This is a genomic window from Micromonospora sp. CNZ280 (assembly GCF_011759515.1).
In genome coordinates, this window is the sequence record NZ_JAAOYP010000002.1 from 1,034,558 (window position 1) to 1,051,845 (window position 17,288).

At 68.9% G+C, this 17,288-nt stretch carries 15 protein-coding genes and 1 pseudogene; 11 read left to right on the top strand and 5 right to left on the bottom strand.

Annotation, left to right across the window (positions count from 1 at the left end; translation table 11 throughout):
- Positions 1–90: 90 nt before the first annotated feature.
- From FHX32_RS19720 to FHX32_RS35235, 5 genes and pseudogenes are all read left to right on the top strand, one after another.
- Positions 91–1,281, top strand: a complete 1,191-nt coding sequence (locus FHX32_RS19720; RefSeq protein WP_167185028.1) for an FAD-dependent oxidoreductase — start codon at positions 91–93, stop codon at positions 1,279–1,281.
- Between the two features lie 104 nt (positions 1,282–1,385).
- Positions 1,386–2,345, top strand: a complete 960-nt coding sequence (locus FHX32_RS19725; protein WP_167185031.1) for an RNA polymerase sigma-70 factor — start codon at positions 1,386–1,388, stop codon at positions 2,343–2,345.
- Positions 2,346–2,381: 36 nt separating this feature from the next.
- Positions 2,382–3,413, top strand: a complete 1,032-nt coding sequence (locus FHX32_RS19730; protein ID WP_167185034.1) for an ABC transporter permease — start codon at positions 2,382–2,384, stop codon at positions 3,411–3,413.
- Positions 3,414–4,422: 1,009 nt separating this feature from the next.
- Positions 4,423–4,800: a DoxX family protein gene (locus tag FHX32_RS19735; protein WP_167185037.1), complete on the top strand. Its 378-nt coding sequence runs from the start codon at positions 4,423–4,425 to the stop codon at positions 4,798–4,800.
- Positions 4,801–5,130: 330 nt separating this feature from the next.
- Positions 5,131–5,432, top strand: a pseudogene (locus FHX32_RS35235) (helix-turn-helix domain-containing protein); the annotation flags it as partial.
- Positions 5,433–5,468: 36 nt separating this feature from the next.
- On the opposite strand, the gene FHX32_RS19740 reads toward FHX32_RS35235, so the two are convergent.
- The 3 genes from FHX32_RS19740 to FHX32_RS19750 form a co-directional block, all read right to left on the bottom strand.
- The gene (locus FHX32_RS19740) at positions 5,469–6,293 is read right to left on the bottom strand and encodes an alpha/beta fold hydrolase (RefSeq protein ID WP_167185040.1); all 825 of its coding nucleotides are present in this window, start codon (positions 6,291–6,293) and stop codon (positions 5,469–5,471) included.
- Between the two features lie 33 nt (positions 6,294–6,326).
- A complete protein-coding gene (locus FHX32_RS19745; RefSeq protein ID WP_167185043.1) occupies positions 6,327–7,055 on the bottom strand; it encodes an alpha/beta fold hydrolase in 729 nt (242 codons plus the stop codon).
- A gap of 522 nt (positions 7,056–7,577) precedes the next feature.
- Positions 7,578–8,063: a hypothetical protein gene (locus tag FHX32_RS19750; protein ID WP_167185046.1), complete on the bottom strand. Its 486-nt coding sequence runs from the start codon at positions 8,061–8,063 to the stop codon at positions 7,578–7,580.
- 54 nt (positions 8,064–8,117) lie between these two features.
- Between FHX32_RS19750 and FHX32_RS19755 the strand changes: the two genes are divergently transcribed.
- Positions 8,118–8,729 carry a TetR/AcrR family transcriptional regulator gene (locus FHX32_RS19755; RefSeq protein ID WP_167185049.1) on the top strand — a complete coding sequence of 204 codons (612 nt, stop codon included), beginning with the start codon at positions 8,118–8,120 and terminating at the stop codon, positions 8,727–8,729.
- A gap of 396 nt (positions 8,730–9,125) precedes the next feature.
- Here the strand turns inward: FHX32_RS19755 and FHX32_RS19760 are convergent, their stop codons facing one another.
- Entirely contained in the window at positions 9,126–9,272 is a 147-nt protein-coding gene (locus tag FHX32_RS19760) for a hypothetical protein (RefSeq protein ID WP_208418888.1), read from the bottom strand.
- A 297-nt stretch (positions 9,273–9,569) separates the two neighbouring features.
- Complete coding sequence (locus FHX32_RS19765; protein ID WP_167185052.1) at positions 9,570–10,427, bottom strand: haloalkane dehalogenase; 858 nt, start codon at positions 10,425–10,427, stop codon at positions 9,570–9,572.
- 92 nt (positions 10,428–10,519) lie between these two features.
- On the opposite strand from FHX32_RS19765, the gene FHX32_RS19770 reads away from it, so the two are divergent.
- From FHX32_RS19770 to FHX32_RS19790, 5 genes are all read left to right on the top strand, one after another.
- Positions 10,520–10,999, top strand: a complete 480-nt coding sequence (locus tag FHX32_RS19770; protein WP_486481196.1) for a MarR family winged helix-turn-helix transcriptional regulator — start codon at positions 10,520–10,522, stop codon at positions 10,997–10,999.
- A 259-nt stretch (positions 11,000–11,258) separates the two neighbouring features.
- Complete coding sequence (locus FHX32_RS19775; RefSeq protein ID WP_167185058.1) at positions 11,259–11,561, top strand: hypothetical protein; 303 nt, start codon at positions 11,259–11,261, stop codon at positions 11,559–11,561.
- Between the two features lie 75 nt (positions 11,562–11,636).
- Complete coding sequence (locus FHX32_RS19780; protein ID WP_167185061.1) at positions 11,637–13,199, top strand: tetratricopeptide repeat protein; 1,563 nt, start codon at positions 11,637–11,639, stop codon at positions 13,197–13,199.
- A gap of 174 nt (positions 13,200–13,373) precedes the next feature.
- Positions 13,374–16,181 carry a helix-turn-helix transcriptional regulator gene (locus tag FHX32_RS19785; protein WP_167185066.1) on the top strand — a complete coding sequence of 936 codons (2,808 nt, stop codon included), beginning with the start codon at positions 13,374–13,376 and terminating at the stop codon, positions 16,179–16,181.
- A gap of 110 nt (positions 16,182–16,291) precedes the next feature.
- Positions 16,292–16,984 (top strand): hypothetical protein, encoded by a 693-nt coding sequence (locus FHX32_RS19790; RefSeq protein ID WP_167185069.1) that lies wholly within the window; start codon positions 16,292–16,294, stop codon positions 16,982–16,984.
- Positions 16,985–17,288 lie beyond the last annotated feature (304 nt).

A 17,288-nucleotide genomic window follows, 5' to 3' on the forward strand; every position in this document is an offset into this window, starting at 1 on the left:
CGAACAATGCTGTGATCTGCTTCACAAGAGGTCAGGATTTTTGTCGATGCGGTGTCTTGTTCTCGACCTACTCGGATCGAAGGAGACATCATGGGCAAGAGAACCGAGGTAGTCGTGATTGGCGGCGGATACGCCGGAGTGATGGCGGCCAATCGTGTGCGGCAGCGCGACGATGTGACGGTCACCGTGATCAATCCGCGGCAGGTCTTCGTACCGCGGCTGCGGCTGCACCAGCTGGTGGGCGGGACCCACGATGCGGTCGTCGACTACCAGGAGGTACTCGCGGAGGGCGTCGAGCTGGTGGTCGACAATGCGACGCACATCGACGCGACTGGGCGCACCGTGACCCTCGCCGAGGGTGGCAGCATCGGCTACGACTACCTGATCTACGCGGTAGGCAGCCTCAGCGGCGGCCCGCAGGTGCCGGGCGCGGCCGAATTCGCTTATCCGGTCGCGACTTTGGAGGCCGCGCAGCGGCTGCGGTCGGTGCTCTTCGACACGCCTATGACGGCCACGGTGACGGTCGTCGGGGGCGGTCCGGTTGGGATCGAGACCGCTGCGGAACTCGCGGAACAGGGTCGCAGCGTCAGGCTGGTCTGCGGCGGTGTCCTCGGCCCGTGCCTGCACCCCAGCGCTCGGCGCACAGCCCGCAAATACCTGACCAAACTGGACGTCGAGGTAATCGAAGGCCCAGATACGTCGGTCACCGCGGTGAGGTCGGGAACCGTGGAACTCGGTGACGGCCGCACCCTGGCGAGTCAGGTCACCATTTGGGCCGCGGGTTTCGGTGTGCCCGATCTGGCCGACCGCAGCGGGTTGCGCACCGACGCCGCCGGGCGGCTGCTCACCGACGAGACACTGACCAGCATCGACAGCGATCGCATCATCGCGGCGGGTGACGCGTCGGCGCCGTCGGACCTGCCGTTCCGGATGAGTGCCTACATCGCTGGATGCCTGGGCGCCCACGCAGCCGACACGATGCTGGCCCGGCTCGCGGGTGAGCGGCCGGCGCCGATCGACCTGGCATTCCAGGCCATGTGCTTCAGTTTCGGGCGCGGCACCGGGATCTTTCAACTGCTCAATAAGGACGACACAGCGAAGCGGTTGTACTTCACCGGGTTCATGGGCCGCAAGCTCAAGGAGTTCTCCTGCACCGCCAGCGTCAAGCACCTGATGACCGAGGCGCGCAAGCCAGGCTCGCACCACTGGCCGAAGGATGGTGAACACCGGCCCGCCCTGCTAAGAGCCCGGAATGAGAACGTGACGACACCGAGCGCGTAGACGCCGGTTTCCCGCACCAGTCGCACGGTGTGCATCGTTCGGATCGAGAACGCCGCACATCGTGCGCCCGTACCGGCCCTACGACCACCTCCAGGAAGGAACTCATGCATACGACAGGTGAATCCAGCGCTCCCCGGCAGGCCGAGGGCGAGATTGCGAGTCTCGGCGACGGTGACCACGCCACCCTCGCGGCGACGGAAACGTTTGTCGCGCACCGCAATCTACTGTTCACCGTCGCCTACGAGATGCTCGGATCCGCAGCAGACGCCGACGACGTCCTGCAGGAAACCTGGTTGCGCTGGGTCGGCGTCGACGCGGCGCACGTCGACGACCCGCGCGCCTACCTGGTTCGGATTACCACCCGGCAGGCGCTCAACCGGCTGCGTGCGGTGAAGCGCCGCCGGGAGGCGTACGTGGGCTACTGGCTGCCGGAGCCGCTGCTCACTACTCCGGATGTGGCTGCCGATGTTGAACTCGCCGAAAGCGTGTCGATGGGGCTGATGGTCGTGCTCGAGACCTTAACCCCGACCGAACGAGCAGTATTCGTGCTGCGCGAAGCGTTCGGGCTAGGCTATGACGAGATCGCGGCCGCGGTGGAGAAATCCCCCGCCGCCGTCCACCAGATCGCCCACCGCGCCCGCCGCCACGTCGAAGCCCGCCGACCGCGCCGAGCGGTCACCGCGCGCGAGGCACAAGCGGCTGTCGAAGCGTTCCGGCGCGCGCTCGAGACCCGGGACCTGCAGGGCCTGCTCGACGTACTCGCCCCCGAGGTGGTGGCGATCAGCGACGGCGGCGGCATCAAGCAGGCCACCCCGCGGCCCGTCAGCGGCGCGGACAAGGTGGCGCGGTTCATGGTCAGGGGCCTCACCAAGCACGACGTCGCGCTCACCGTCGAACCGACCGCGATCAACGGCAGCCCCGCATTGGCGCTGCACGTCGATGGGGAACTCGACGGTGTCATCGCGGTGCGGGTCGAGGACACCCGCATTACCGGTCTCTACTTCGTCCGCAACCCGCACAAGCTGACCCACATCGACGCCGAAACCCCACTCACCCTGCGCTGACACCGGCCACTACCCCGACCGTTCAAGGGAGTAGACATGACCACGCGGGCATCCCTCGCCACCGACACGCCTCCGTCACGATGGCCGACCGTGGCCGCAGCCGTCGTCGTGCTCACGACGATCACCAGCGTATTGCTCATCGCCTTCGCCTGGCCGTCGGTGCGGTCCTCGGTGCACGATGTGCCGATCGCCGTCGCCGGGCCGACCGCCGCGGTCGCCCAGGTCCGGACCGCGCTCGAGCAGCGTGCGCCGGGCGGCTTCGACATCACCGAAGTCGCCGACACCGCGAGCGCGGAACAGCTGATCCGCGACCGGCAGGTGTACGGAGCTATAGATCTCAGCTCCGGCACCCCGCAGGCCATCATCGCGTCCGCTGCCAGCATCGCGGTCGCCCAAACCCTGCAGACCATGGCGGCCGGACTCGGACGGGACGGCAATGCCGATACGCGGGTGGCGGTCCGCGACCTCGCCGCCCTGCCCGCCGACGACCCGCGCGGCGCCGGCCTGTCCGCCGGTGCCCTGCCGCTGGTCATGGGTGGCCTGCTCGCCGCGGTGCTGCTGACCAGGCTCGTGCGCGGCACCGGCCGCCGCCTCGCCGGGACACTGGCCTTCGCAATCACAGGTGGCCTAGCCGTGGCGGGGATCCTGCAGTTCTGGTTCGGCTCGCTCAGCGGCTCCTACCCGGCCAATGCCGGTGCCATCGCATTGAGCATCGCGGCGGTCTCCCTGACCGTTCTCGGGCTCGAATCGGTGTTCGGATACGCCGGAATCGGGATCGGCGCCGTGATCATGATGCTCATCGGCAACCCGCTCTCGGGGACGGCCACAGCCCCCGAAATGCTGCCCGGCTGGTCCGGCGTACTCGGGCAGTTGCTGCCGCCCGGGGCGGGTGGTCGGTTACTGCGATCGACCGCCTTCTTCGACGGCCGCGGCGCTACCCCCGCCGTCACCGTCCTGGTCGTCTGGGCCGCACTCGGGGCGGTGCTGTGCCTGATCGGCGGCCTGCGCGCACACCGCGCCACCTCGAATCCTGAACGTGCAATTCGAAAGGAGTATCAGCGGGCGTAGTTCTCAAACCGTCGCCACATGACCCGTAGCGACGAAGACAGCGTGATTCTCACCGAATCGTTCGCCGGCCTGCCCGACAAGTTTCCCGAGTCACCCCGGCACGGATGCGGTGTTGCGCCAGGACGATTCGCAGTCTATGGCAGATAATGGGCCGCTATCTCCTCTGGCCGTATTTCTTCTAATGAACGATTGCATGCGGCACCAGATTCGGGCTCGGAGCTGGGAATGGTCGCCGATCGCCGATCCTGGTGGCGCTCTGTGACATCTTGTCCTGTGCCCCGAACGACCTCATCGGTTCCACAGGTCGAAACTGTCGAGTGGCACAAGGCAGTCGGTGCCGACCTATCCGGCGATGTCGTCGACCTCAACCGGATTGGCCGATCCCGACGCGCTCGCATCACCCCGGAATCCCAATGAGCAACAAACCATCCGGATTCGTCTGCGCCACCTGCGGTGCCGACGACCCAGGCCCCTCTGGGCAGTTCGAGAATGCGAACGAAGCGCGCTTCGACGCCGGGCGGACGGCTGCTAGATGACGGCTTTTCGAGGCATCACCAGCGCCGGCCGAGTCGCGGCCTTCAACGAAATCCTACGCGACATCCTCGCACCAGTCCTCGCCGACCTCGTCGGCTGCCACCCGCGGTTCGCCGCAGAACGCACTTCCGCCCTCGCGACCGACTGGGACTTTTCTCCTGCATGTTCCCGCCCCCGGTGTGCCCATGAATCCTGAGGCTGGCCCGAGCCGCAAGTAGCCCTCTCAGGGCGCGAGTTGATCCCTGCGGGTGTTCCGTTAGCCGGTCGTCGGCCGGATGAGTCCCCTAAGTGATCCACACCACCGGCCAGGGCTGTCAGAAGATCGCGACTGGCGGTGTCTTATGTCCGACCGGTTACACCATTGGGAAGCCGACAGGGATGCCCGCGAACGGCATTGTCTGGCAGCCCCGTCGGCGACGAACGGTTCGGCGGATCGACGGCCGGCCCGAGTCGCCCACCCCCTGAAAGGAAGCTCATGAACCTCGCCCTTTGGATCGTTGCCGGGCTGCTCGCCGCCCTCGCCCTGTTCAGTGGTGCTACCAAAGTTTTTTTTCCTAAGTCCAAGCTGGACGAATCAACGGATTGGACCGAGAGCGCAAGCGCCGGTTTCGTCAAAACCATCGGAGGCCTCGAGATCCTGGCCGCGGCGGGCCTGATCCTGCCCGCAGCGCTCGACATCGCACCGGTGCTGGTGCCGGTGACCGCCGCCTGCTGGATTCTGTTGATGATCGGAGGGATGATCACCCACGCCCGCTACGGGCACTACAAAAACGTCGCGCTGTGTCTCGCACTTCTCGCTGCGGCCGCCTTCGTGGCCTGGGGCCGCTTCGGCCTCGAGCCGTTCACCGGCTGAAGTGCGGCAGTCCGGCTTTGTGCTGGGTGGCATTGAAGCGCGCCTTCTGCTGACGATCCCCGCACTGGCAGATCAGCAAAGGCGGGGTGGTTTGCCGATCTGTAGCCAGCGCAAGGCCGTAAGTCTGTTGGCGCTGGGGCAACCGCAACGGGAGATGGGTCACAGCAGCATGATTCGATGACGACCGACGAAACCGCTCGGTCATTGAGGGCTTTTCATCGTGATGGGCCTGCTCACGATGGGCGCGGCGGAGCATGTGTCGACATAGGACGAGGCTCCCGGTAAGACAGCAGTCGACCAAGATCCGATGCCCCAACCGGGAGCCTCGCTGTGCTGTCTTACCCGTCAACGGTTGCCCTGTCCAGCGCACCCTGAACCACCTGGCCGACCTCATCCGCGCCGAACGCACCCGCCGCCGCGGCCGGTGGCGACGTCTTGATGCCGGCCAACAGGCGCTGCTCGCATTGGCCCATCTGCGTAACGAGGACACCATCGCCCGTCTGGCCTGCGGCTTCGCGGTCAGCGTCACGACGGCCTGGCGGTACGTCCGAGAAGCCATCAACCTACTCGCCGCGCACGCCGAGGACCTGAACCCGGCCATACGGCGCATCGCCCGGCTCGCCTACGCGATCTTCTATACGGGTTGTCCCGGACACCCCTCAAGCACCTCAGGATCGGAAGAACTCCAGCAGGTCGGCGTTGATGGTGTCGGCATGGGTGGTGGGCATGCCGTGCGGGAAGCCCGCGTACGTCTTCAATGTGCCGTTGGGCAGCAGTTTCGCCGACAGCGGGGCGGAGTCGGCATAGGGCACGATCTGGTCGTCGTCGCCATGCATGACCAGCACCGGGACCATGATCTTCTTGAGGTCCTCGGTGAAGTCGGTCTGTGAGAACGCCACGATGCCGTCGTAGTGGGCCTTCGCTGCGCCCATCATGCCCTGGCGCCACCAGTTCTGGATGATCGCCTCAGACGACTCGGCGCCCGGCCGGTTGAATCCGTAGAACGGCCCGGACGGCAGCGCCCGGTAGAACTCGGACCGATTCGCGGCAAGCTGCGCCTGCAGGTCGTCGAAGGCGCTCTTGGGAAGCCCGCCCGGGTTAGCCCCGGTCCGCACCATGAGCGGCGGGATCGCGGAGATGATTGCCGCCTTGGCCACGCGCGCCTCGCCGTGCCGAGCGAGGTATCGCACCACCTCACCGCCACCGGTCGAGTGGCCGACATGGATGGCATCACGCAGGTCCAGGTGTGCGGTGACCGCAGCCAGGTCGTCGGCGTAGTGGTTCAGATCGTGCCCATCTGTTACCTGGGCCGATCGGCCGTGACCACGGCGGTCGTGGGCGATGACGCGGTAGCCCTGCTGCTGGAAGTACAGCATCTGGTTGTCCCAGTCGTCGGCCGACAGCGGCCATCCGTGACTGAACACGATCGGCTGGCCGGAACCCCAGTCCTTGTAGAAGATCTCGGTGCCGTCGTTGGTCGTGATGTAGGGCATTTCCTCTTCCTCGTTTCTCGGTGCGCTGGTGTCTCAGGACGAGCCGGGCCCGACGCCTCGTACCGCTTCGGTGATGGACTGGGCGACCTCGCCGGGCTGGGACACCGCCATCGCGTGGGAGGCGCCGGCGACCTCCCGGACGCCGCGGGCGCCGGCGCGTTCGGCCATGAAACGGTGCGCGGCGACCGGGATGTTGCGGTCCGCGTCACCGAACACGAACCAGGTGGGCAACGACCGCCACGGCGGAGCAGCCGTCGCCAGGCCGTCGCCGAGCGCCTGCTCGGTCACCGGCCGCTGCGTCCGCGCCATCAGCGCCGCCATGTCGTCGGGTACGTCCGCGGCAAACTGCGCGTGGTAGGCGTCCTGGCCGATCGCCACCTCGTTGCCGCCGGTGGCCACCGGATAGGAGACGAGGGTGTCGGCGAGCGTGCTGCCGGGGAACTTTCCGGAGAGCGTGAGCGCCGACTCACCGGTGTCCGGGCAGAACGCGTTGACGTAGACCAGGGCACGCACCGCCGGGTCGTCCGCCGCCGCCTCCGTGATCACCATGCCGCCGTACGAATGGCCGACGAGCACAACCGGACCGCCGATCCCTCGTACCACGTCCCGCACGTAGGCCGCGTCCCCGGCGACGCCGCGCAGCGGGTTGGCGGCGGCCACCACGAAGTAGGCAGGACCGAGCCGCTCGATCACACCGTTCCAGCTCGCCGACTCGGCGAACGCGCCGTGGACGAGGACGACAGCGAGCCTCTGATCCGACACGACGACCAACTCCTTGCCCACGGACGACGTTGTGTGCGTACTGCGCTCGACCTGCACCGGGTCGGCTGATTACCCACGGTGCGACGGTGAAACGGCTGGTGGCCCCGGGCTTCTCGGCAGGTAGCCCTCGTCCGGCTTCATCCCTTGACTTCGATGTCGATGACAATCTTGCCGTCGGCGGTGCCGCCGGCGACCAGGGCGTGCGCGTCCATCACCGTGTCGAGGGTGAAGTGGCGTGGGTCGAGCCGCGCGTCGCCGCCAACGAGATCGCGACCGACGCCAGGGCACCGCTCCGGCCGGGCTCCCCGTTCGGCCCACTGCTCGAATCATTCGTCCTGTCCGAGCATTACGTCGTCGGGCTGCGGGGCGATCAGCTACGCCCAGGGCGGCGGCACGTCCGACCACTTGGTACACCGTGTGGCGTGCGACGCCGGACCAGGTAGGCGCGCACCGCGCCGGGCTCGGACGCCCGGTGTCCCCCACCAGCAATGGGTGGCAGGGGACATCGGCGGGTCTCAGGCATCAGGCGAACAGGACCCTGTCGACATCGATGGTGACAAGGTCGATGTCACGGGCCACAGCTCCGTCCTCACCCAATGGGTGCACGCGTCGCCGGGTCGGAATCATGATGCCGCCGAACTCCTTGTGGTGGGAGCTGTAGTGCGCTACCGGCCCGGCGTTGATCACCTCGGCTGTGTAGTCGTGCCTGCGCAGCAGCCCGTCCTGGCCGAAGTAGAAGATCTGTTCCCGGCAGTGGGTGGCGATGCTGTCTGGGAAGGTGACCTTGAGCCGGTTCCAGGTCTCTCCCTCCTCGGTCACGGGAGACAGTTCCTCGGTCTGGAAGTCCGGCCGCACAAAGGTGAACGGGGATGTCAGGTACGTCCACATGGCATACCCGGCGAAGTAGGCGACGTCCAGGTCGTCCCAGGGGGTTTCGAGGACATGACCCGCGAAGGAGGCACGGGGGTTGATGCGCTCGGATTTCACCTCGCCGGCGTCGCTCTCCACGGCCACTCGCTCAGCCGCGAATGAGGTATGCAGATCAGGCGCCTTGAAGGGGTAGTGGCTACGTCCTTGGCCAGGAAGAGCACGCGCGAAGAGATCATCACGGCTGCCCTCGACCGGTTCCACACCCATGGGTTCAATGCCGCTGGCGTCAACGACATCACCCAGGCGGCCGGGGTACCGAAGGGGTCGTTCTACAACCACTTCGCCAGCAAGGAAGCCCTTGCCGTGGTGACGCTCGAACGGTACGGCGCCGGACGCCGACTCGAGGACCTCACCGACGGCTCGGTACCGCCGGTGCAGCGGCTCCGGGCGCACTTCGAGTTCCTCCGCGACGAGGCCATCCGGTACGGGTACAACCGCGGCTGCCTGTACGGCAACTTCGGCACCGAGATCGTCGACCACCGCGAAGCCATTCGGGACGCTGTGCGGCACAGCCTTGACAGGTGGGCGGCTCTCGTCGCGAGAACACTGGTCGAGGCGCAGCAGGCCAGGACCGTCCGCACCGACGTCGACCCCGAGGTCACCGCAGGCTTCCTCGTCAACGCCTGGGAGGGGACGCTCATGCGCGCACGCACCGACCGGTCCCCTGCCGCCTTCGACGCCTTCTTCTCGGCATTCGACACCTTGCTCACGCCGCTCGGAAGCGAACCGGGGTCGCCCGACTGAACGTCCACGTCGCCAGTGCGGGTCAGCTCCCGAGGGCCATCGCGGACCTGCTGCTCGGCTCGGCGTGACAGAACATCTGACTGGCCCCGCTGATCGCCGGCTTCTCGTACGCCACCACCGTCTCACCCGGCGCGTGGACCGCCGGCGCCGCGCCGGCCGGTCCGCGCTCAGCGGGCTGCGAGAACCCGATCGGCGTACGCCAGGAGCCGGTCGGCGGCCACCAGGTCGACGGCGCGCTCGGCCACCCCGGTCATGGCGTCCGGCCGCCGGGAACGATCTCGGCTTCCTGGTTGTCCTCGAAGTATCGGCCCGTGACACCGGCCAGCAGCGGTGCGCCTGCCAGCAGTACGGAGGTCGCCGCGCCTTGGGAAGGGGGCTTGTAGTGGTCCGGTGTCGTCACAGCAGGTTGCCGGTCCACGCGACGCGAGCGTCGGGTATGTAGACGACGGTGTCGCCGGGGCCGTTGCCCGGGCCGAAGTGCCATAGTTGCACGATCCGACCGCCGAGGTCGATCTCGGCGCCAGCGCTTCGGTGTTGCCGCAAGAGCGGCTGCTGGTCAGCAGAAACATAAACGAGCGGTCGGTCATGGTCCGGCGTTCCTCGGTTCTCGCCGTGGTTGTGGGTACGTGCCCACGAAACCTAACCCATGGCGACCGAATAGCCGCGACGCAGAGTCTCCGTGTGGGCACAGACGAGTCGGAGTGAGCCCGGGACGCGGGGAGCGCTGTCGCCAATCCTCCGGGGCGGGCGTCCGCAGGTGGGCGAGCCCGCCCGCGGACGCCTCTGAGTTCGTTTCCCGTCGGCTGCCGACTGCTTGGGAACGCGTCTTCCGCGCTGCTGTCAGCGGAGCTTGGTGCGGTTGGTCCAGGCCGCGATCGCCTTGCCGATCGCGTCAGGCTGGTCTTCGGTGGCGTGGTGTCCAGCCGGGCCGAGGTGCTCGGTCTGCAGGCCGGCGATGTTGTCGGCGCACCACGCTGCCACCTGCTCCGTGATCAGCAGCGTGGGTGAGGAGTCGAAGGTCATCAGCAGCTTGGGCACCTCCGGGCTGGTGGCCAGCCACGCGCCGTAGGCGTCGACGCGTTCGGCGACGTCGGCCGGCTCGCCGCCCAGCGGCAGGGACCGGGCCCATTGCAAGATAGGTCGGCGGCTTTCGCGGGTCGGGTAGGGCGCCACGTACGGTTCGATCAGCTGTTGGCTGAGCGGATTCAACACGCCACCGGTGAAGGCGGTCTCGATGAAGAAGTTCTGGTCGAGGATCAGCTGTTCGCCCCGCGGAGATCGCATTGTCTGTGCCCGCTGGCGGGGGCCTTCTCCGAGCTCACTCCAGGACATTGGGCGCACGATGGTTTCGAGGAAAGCCACGCCGCGAACTCGGTGTGGGTGACGGGTGGCCCAGTCGAAGGCCAGTGCGCCGCCCCAGTCGTGGCCCACGAGGACTACCTGCTCCAAGCCGAGCCGGTCGATCCAGGCGTCCAGGTAGCGGGCGTGGTCGGCGAAGGTGTACTCGATGGCAGGCTTGCCGGACTGACCCATTCCGATCAGATCGGGGGCCAGCAGGTGGCCGGGCTCCCCGAACGCCGGCAGCACATTGCGCCAGGCGTGGGAGGAGGCCGGGTTACCGTGCAGGAACACGATCGGTGTACCGGTACCGGTCTCCTCGTAGTGCATGGTCGAGTCGAGCACGTCGATGGTCGGCATCGCTTCTCCTAAACTGTTAGCACCCCTAACGTTTGACTTCCTAACGAAAATAGATCGTTAGAGCCACTAACGCAAGAGGTATGATCTACGTCATGGCCGCGATCAACATGCCGCACGCCGCAGACGGCCCGTCTACGCCCTCCCGGCTGCGGCGTCTGCCGAGCCGACTGCTCGCGATGGCCGCGGCACGCGCAGATCGGCTTGTCACGGCCGGCCTTGCAAACGCCGACGCGCACAAGTGGCACTACGCCGTCCTCGCCGCACTCGATGAGAGCGGCCCTGCCAGCCAAAGCGAGCTCAGCGGCCGGACCGGCATCTTTCGCAGCGACCTGGTCGCTGTGCTCAACGAGCTGGAAGAGCGGGACTTCCTGCGACGTGCACCTGACCCTGCTGACCGCCGCCGCAACGTCATCTCCATGACCTCGCATGGCGCCCGGCAGCTCGCCCGACTGGACAAGCTGATGGCCTCACTGCAGGATGATCTCCTCGCGCCGCTGTCCCCGTCCGACCGAGAAGAGCTGATCGATCTGCTCAGCCAGGTGGTCGCCGATGCCGCACCGCAATCTGGTTGACCTGATGTCGCATATGCAAACGGTGGGTCGACGATCGCCAATCTTCCGTGACTCCGGGAAACGGGGGCGTGCCAGGTCGTTGGCGAGGGCACCAAGCAGCATGAATGCGGTTCGGGTTCCGCCGCCGTCCGGTCACGACGCGAGGCACTGCCAGTGCAAGCCGACACCTGCCGTGCACTTGGAGGGACGGCAATTGTCCACAAACCGGTGCTAAATTCGCCGATAGTGTCACGACGGTATAGAGAAGACCACACTGGCGGTGCACTGCGCGCATCGGGTCGCCCCGCTGTGCCCGGACGGCCGACTCTTCGCCAACCTGCGCGGCTTCGACCCGGCCGGTGCCGCCCGGACCGAGGATGTGCTGCGCGGATTCCTCGACGCGCTCGGCGTGCCGTCCCGCCAGGTACCCGACGGCGTGGAAGCCCAAGCCGCCCTCAACCGCAGCCGGCTCGCCGGGCGGCGGATGCTGGTGCTGCTGGACAACGCGCGGGACACCGATCAGGTACTACCGCTGCTGCCCGGCTCAGCCGGCAGCCTGGTGATCGTCACCAGCCGCAGTTAGCTACCCTGCCTGGTCGCCACCCACGGTGCCCACCCCACGCCACTGGACCTGCCCGACCACGACGACGCCCGCCAGGTGCTGGCCCGCCGGCTCGATGCGGCCCGGGTCGCCGCAGAGCCCGCTGCCGGCGACGAGCTCGTCGAGCGGTGCGCACGGCTGCCACTGGCGCTGGCCATCGTCGCCGCCCGCGCCGCCACCCATCGCCGGTTTCCGCTCGCCGCGATAGCCGAGGAGCTGCGTCGCGCCACCGGCGGCCTCGCGGCGTTCACCGGCTCCGAGGCGGCCGTCGACGTGCGATCGGTCTTCTCCTGGTCCTACGCGACGCTGCAACCGGCCGCAGCACGACTGTTCCGGCTGCTCGCCCTGCACCCAAGCCCACCGGCCAGCGTCGAGGCGGCCGCCAGCCTGGCCGGCGTACCGCCCGAGGAAGTTCGGCCCCTGCTGAACGAACTCACCGGCACACACCTGGTCGGCGAGCCCGCATGCGGCCGCTACGCCTTCCACGACCTGCTGCGCGCATACGCCGCCGAGCTGTGCCTTACCGTCGGGTCACCGACGGACCGTCAGGCGGCACTCGGCCGGATGATCGACCACTACCTGCACTCGGCGTACGCGGCGGACCGGCGGATCAGCCCGACCCGGCCACCGCTGCACCTGCCCGCCCCGGCGGCCGGGGCGACGGCGCGGAAGTTCCCGGACGAGGCCAACGCCGTCGCGTGGCTCACCGCGGAGCGACCGGCGCTGCTCGCCGCCCTCGATGCCGCCCACACCGGCGGTCTTGACGGCCAGGCCTGGCGACTGGCCTGGAGCCTGGAGCAGTACCTGGAACGGTGGGGCCACTGGGCCGACTGGACGCGGACGTGGCACACCGCGATGCGGGCCGCTCGCCGGCTCGATGACCCGTACGCGCTGGCCCAGGCGCACCGTGGCCTCGGCCTGATCGCCCTGGTCACCGGCACCGCTGAGGAAGCCACGCCGCACTTTGTCGAGGCCACCACGCTGTTCCAGCGGGTGGGTGACGTCGAGGGGCAGGCAATCGCGCAACGCGGGCTGTCCTTCGCGCAGGAACGGCAGGGACGACGCGACCTGGCGCTGCGCCACTCCGAGCTGGCGCTGGAACTCTGCCGCTCGGCGGGTGATCGCAGCGGAGAAGGCCTGGCGCTGAACTTGATCGCCCTGCAGCGCACGCGGCTCGGCGACCACGATGCCGCGGTGCCCATCGTCGAGCTGGCGATCGCCCTGCTCGCAGAGGTGGGCAGCCGGCGGGGCGAGGCAGCGGCGTGGGACACCCTCGGCTCGGTCCGAGATGCAGCACCCGGACGCCGAGACCGTCACCGACCTGCTCGCGAAGGTCTCCTGAGCGTGGGTGCGCCGCCGACGGTAGCGCCCCGCGGCCGACACAGTGGCGTCCCTCGCCTCGAACGACAGCCGCTGGATCGTCAGCGGGCCCGACACCCATCACCAAGACGTTCCAGGACCTGCACGGCCCTCGCTTCCAGGCGGACCCGAACCGGCAGTCCTACGTCTGGCAGTCGTTCACCGCGGCCGTCTTCCTCGACCCGGCCATCGCGACCAAGGTCGAAGGCTGCGCAGGCCAAGGTGATCAGGGCCTGGTGGAGGTCGGCTCGGCGTTCGTAAACCCGGTCGGACAGCCGAAGTTGACGCACCGGCCCGTGACGCTCACGTTGCGGCCGGCCCCGCCGTCCTGCCCGACCCACGATTTGCACAGCAGTCCACGGACCGGGCAAGGTATGCGAACCCGACAGACATGGACCGTAGCGATTCTGAACGCCAGCCGTAAACAATGACCTGGTGGGCGAGACCAACCTCCGCGACACGCCGGTGGTGGGACGCGAGCGGGAGTCTTCGCAGGTCGAGGCATGGTCGGCCGCGGTGGCGGACGGTGCACGCGCCCTGCTCCTGCGCGGCGGGCCCGGCATCGGCAAGACGACCCTGTGGCGCCAGGCGTTGTCGGCCTGGCGGTCCGCCGGGGGCATCGTCCTCGTCACCCGGCCGGTCGCGGAGGAGATGGCTCAGGCGTACTCCGGGCTGGTCGACCTGCTCGAGCACCACGTGCCGGATCCGGTCGCGCTGAGCGGTGCGGCCGACCCGATCGCCCGCGGCCGGGCCGTGCTGGAGGTCCTGCGTGATGTCGCCGCCGAGCGGCCGGCGCTGATCGCCGTCGACGACCTCCAGTGGCTGGACGCCGCGTCGGCCCGCGCGTTGCGGTACGCGCTGCGTCGCCTGGACAGCGAGCGGGTGGGAATCCTCGCCACCATGCGAACCAGTTCGTCGGCCCAGGATCCGCTGGACCTGCGGAGCCTGCTGCCGCCTGGACGGCTCGACACGGTCGACATCGGCCCGCTGGATCCACGGGCCATCCGCCGGCTGGTCGGCGGGGTGCTGTCGACGGTCTCCCCGCGTACGCTGGGCCGGCTCTACGAGGTGTCCGGCGGGAACCCGATGTTCGCCCTGGAGCTGGCGCGCGGTCTGAGCCACGGCCGCGACAATCAGCGCGGCCTGAGCAACGGCCGGGACGGGCAGCAGGGCCTACGGATGCCGGAATCGCTGCAGATGGCGATCGGCCTGCGCCTGGACGGCCTGCCCGCGGATCTGCTGGCGCTACTGGAGACAGTCTCGGCGCTCGCTCGCGCATCGGTGGCCCAGGTCCGCCAGGCGCTGCCCGGGCAGGACGTGGACCGGTTGCTCGACGTGGCGGCCCGGTCGGGGCTGCTGACCGTCGACGCCGATCTTACGGTCCGGTTCACGCATCCATTGATCGGCTCGGTCCTCTACGACCGAATAGGGCCGCTCGCCCGTCGGCACCTGCACGCGCGCCTCGCCGATCTCACCGACGACCCCGATCTGCGTGCACGGCACCTCGCACGGTGCACGGAGGAGCCGGACTCGGCGATCGCCACCGCGTTGGAGGAGGCCGCCGACCGGGCGAGCGCGCGGGGTGCCCTCGGACTGGCCGCCGAGTTCGCCGAGCACAGCCTGCGACTGACCCCGGCGCCGGACGCCGACGCGGAACGACGGCGCACGCTGGAGCTGATCCGGCACCTGGCCGCCGCAGGGGACATGGGCCAGGCGCTCGACATCGCCGACCGCGCGATCGCCCGGCTGCCGAGCGGGCCGGCGCGGGCCGAGGCGCTGGTCGCGCGCGCACAGTTGGAGGACGACGACATCGACACCGGCGAGGCACTGCTGGAGCGGGCACTGAGCGAGGCCGGTGACGACGAGGCGCTGCGGGGTCGGCTGCTCGACCAGTTGGGTTGGCTGCGCGGTGTGTTCCGGGGCGACCTGCCGGGTGGCATCCGGTACGCGCGGGAGGCCCTCCGGTACGCCGACCGCAGCGGTGACCGAGAGTTTCAGATGTCGGCGGCCGCGGGTCTGTCCAACATGATGACGCTGGCGGGCACGCCGCGACCGGAGCTGATGGACCGAGCCGTCGCGCTGGAGAACGAAGTCGGACGCCCGCCGCTGTGGGCCGGCCCGCGGGTGCTCCGGGCCGAGCAGCTGATGTGGACTGGCGACCTGGCCCGGGCGAGGGAGCTGCTGGAGGCCGCCGTCGCGCACGCCGAGCGGCAGAACCACGAGCGGTGGAAACCGTACAGTCTCTACGACCTGGCCGCCGTCGAGGGCGCGGCCGGCAATCTGGCCCGGGCCGACCGGCTGCTCGGGCAGGCGGTGGAGTCCGCGCGGGACTGCGAGGACGCCCACGTCGAGTCCTGGATCTTCTACCGGCGTGCCCTGGTGGCCGCATGGCTGGGCCGCGCCGACGAGGCCCGCGCGGTCGCGGGGCGGCGCATCGCCCAGGCCACCCGGCGCGGTGAGCGACCCGGCATCGCCCGGGCGCGGAGCGTCATCGGACTGCTGGCCCTCTCCGAGGGCGATCCGCAGACCGCCGCCGGGGAACTGTTGGACGCGGTCCACCTCCTGGACAAGATGGGGCTGCGCCACCCGGGCGCGGTGCCGGCGTTGCCGGACGCGGTCGAGGCGACGGTCCTGGCCGGGCAGTACGACACCGCCGAGGCCCTCCTGGAACGGCTGGCCGGCCTGGTGCCGGGATGCGGGGCCTGGGCGGACGCGGCTCTTGATCGGGCGTCGGGCACGGTGGCCTTGGCGCGCGGGGACGGGCAGGCGGCCAGGGTGCTGCGCCGCTCGGCCGCCACGTTCAGCGCGCTCGGATACCGGCCGGACGCGGCGCGCGCCGTCCTGCTGGCCGCTCGCGCGCACCAGCGGGCCGGGCAGCGCACCCTCGCCGCCGACGCGTTCGCCGAGGCACGCGGGGAGTTCGCCGCGATGGGTGCCCGGTTGTGGGCGCAGCGCGCGGCCGAGGGACTCGAGCGGGTCGCCCCAGGCCGCGCTTCCGGTGAGTTGACCACGGCCGAGACCCGCGTCGCCGCGCTGGTCGCCGAGGGGCGTACGAACCGGGAGATCGCCGGAGAGCTGTTCATGAGCGTGGCCACCGTGGAGGCCCACCTGACGCGCTTGTACCGCAAGCTGCGGATCCGGTCCCGCAGTGACCTCACCCGGCTGGTCACCGACGGCAGCCTTACGGTACGCCGGAGGGGCGGCGGCGACACGGCGCATCGGCACGGCAGCGGCATCCGCTGACCGCCGCGGAAGGTGTAGGGAAATCCCGCTACTGCGCGCCTTGACCGGCGCCGATGCTCGGTGTGTCCGCAGGCCGGGCCGCTCGGGCCCACGAGCAAAGGAACCGGATCATGGCTGAGACCAGGGTCGCCAAGCACACGTTCGTCTACAACGGGGAGCGCTACTTCCGAGACAAGTCCGAGGACGTGCTGATCTGCTCCTTCGGCGAGAAGGAGGACCCGTTGGGTACGAAAGCCAGCCTCAACGTCACCAACCACATCCAGCGGGACCTGCTGAAGGGCAGGGTCCGCTTCGTCACCACCGCGAACATCGAGTGGGAACGCGAAACCAGAGCGGACGTCGAGACCGAGGGCCGACTGAAGTACTTCACCCTGGGTGCCTCCGGCACTGCAAGGTTCTCGTACGACAAGGCGAAGAGCAGCCACCTGAAGCTCGCGAAGTTCGTCATCGACGAGGGCCCGCTGAAGTCGCTGCTGAACAACGAGGCCTCCGGGGCGCGGCGCTTCCTCGCCGACGAGGGCCGGGACGGCCGGATCGTCTCGACGATCTGGGTCGTGATGGAAGGCGAGATCGCCGAGTCGTTCGAAGCGGCCGGAACCTCCACCAACGCCGTCGAGGCCGCGATCACCTCGGCCGCCAAGCTGCAGCTCACCGCCAAGTACTCGGGCGGTTCGCGCGGCTCGGCGACGATCGTGCTCGAGGAGGGGACAACGTTCGCGTACCTCATGCACAGGGTGAGCAAGTGGAACAAGGACAAGACCCGCATCGAAGAACTCCACATCGACGCCAAGGGCTTCAACTAACCCCTTCACCGCCTCGCTGCCCGTCTGTTGGGCCGGCGGTGGGACGGCGATTCGGATCGCGGCGCCGGGCCTCAGGCCCGGCGCCGCACCGCGCCGAGCAGGCCAGGTGGTGGTCGCCACGCCGCCGGTACCTCGCGTGCACTGTTCTTCGCCCGGCCGGCAGTTCGACGTCCATTCCGGCCGCGAGGGCGAGCGACCCCACCTCCTCATCGGTGGCGGCGACCCGCTGACGCTTTCGCGCCCACCCAACGGGGATTACCAATTCACCGAGGAAGCCCCCCACCCACGCCTGCGCCACCGGCGG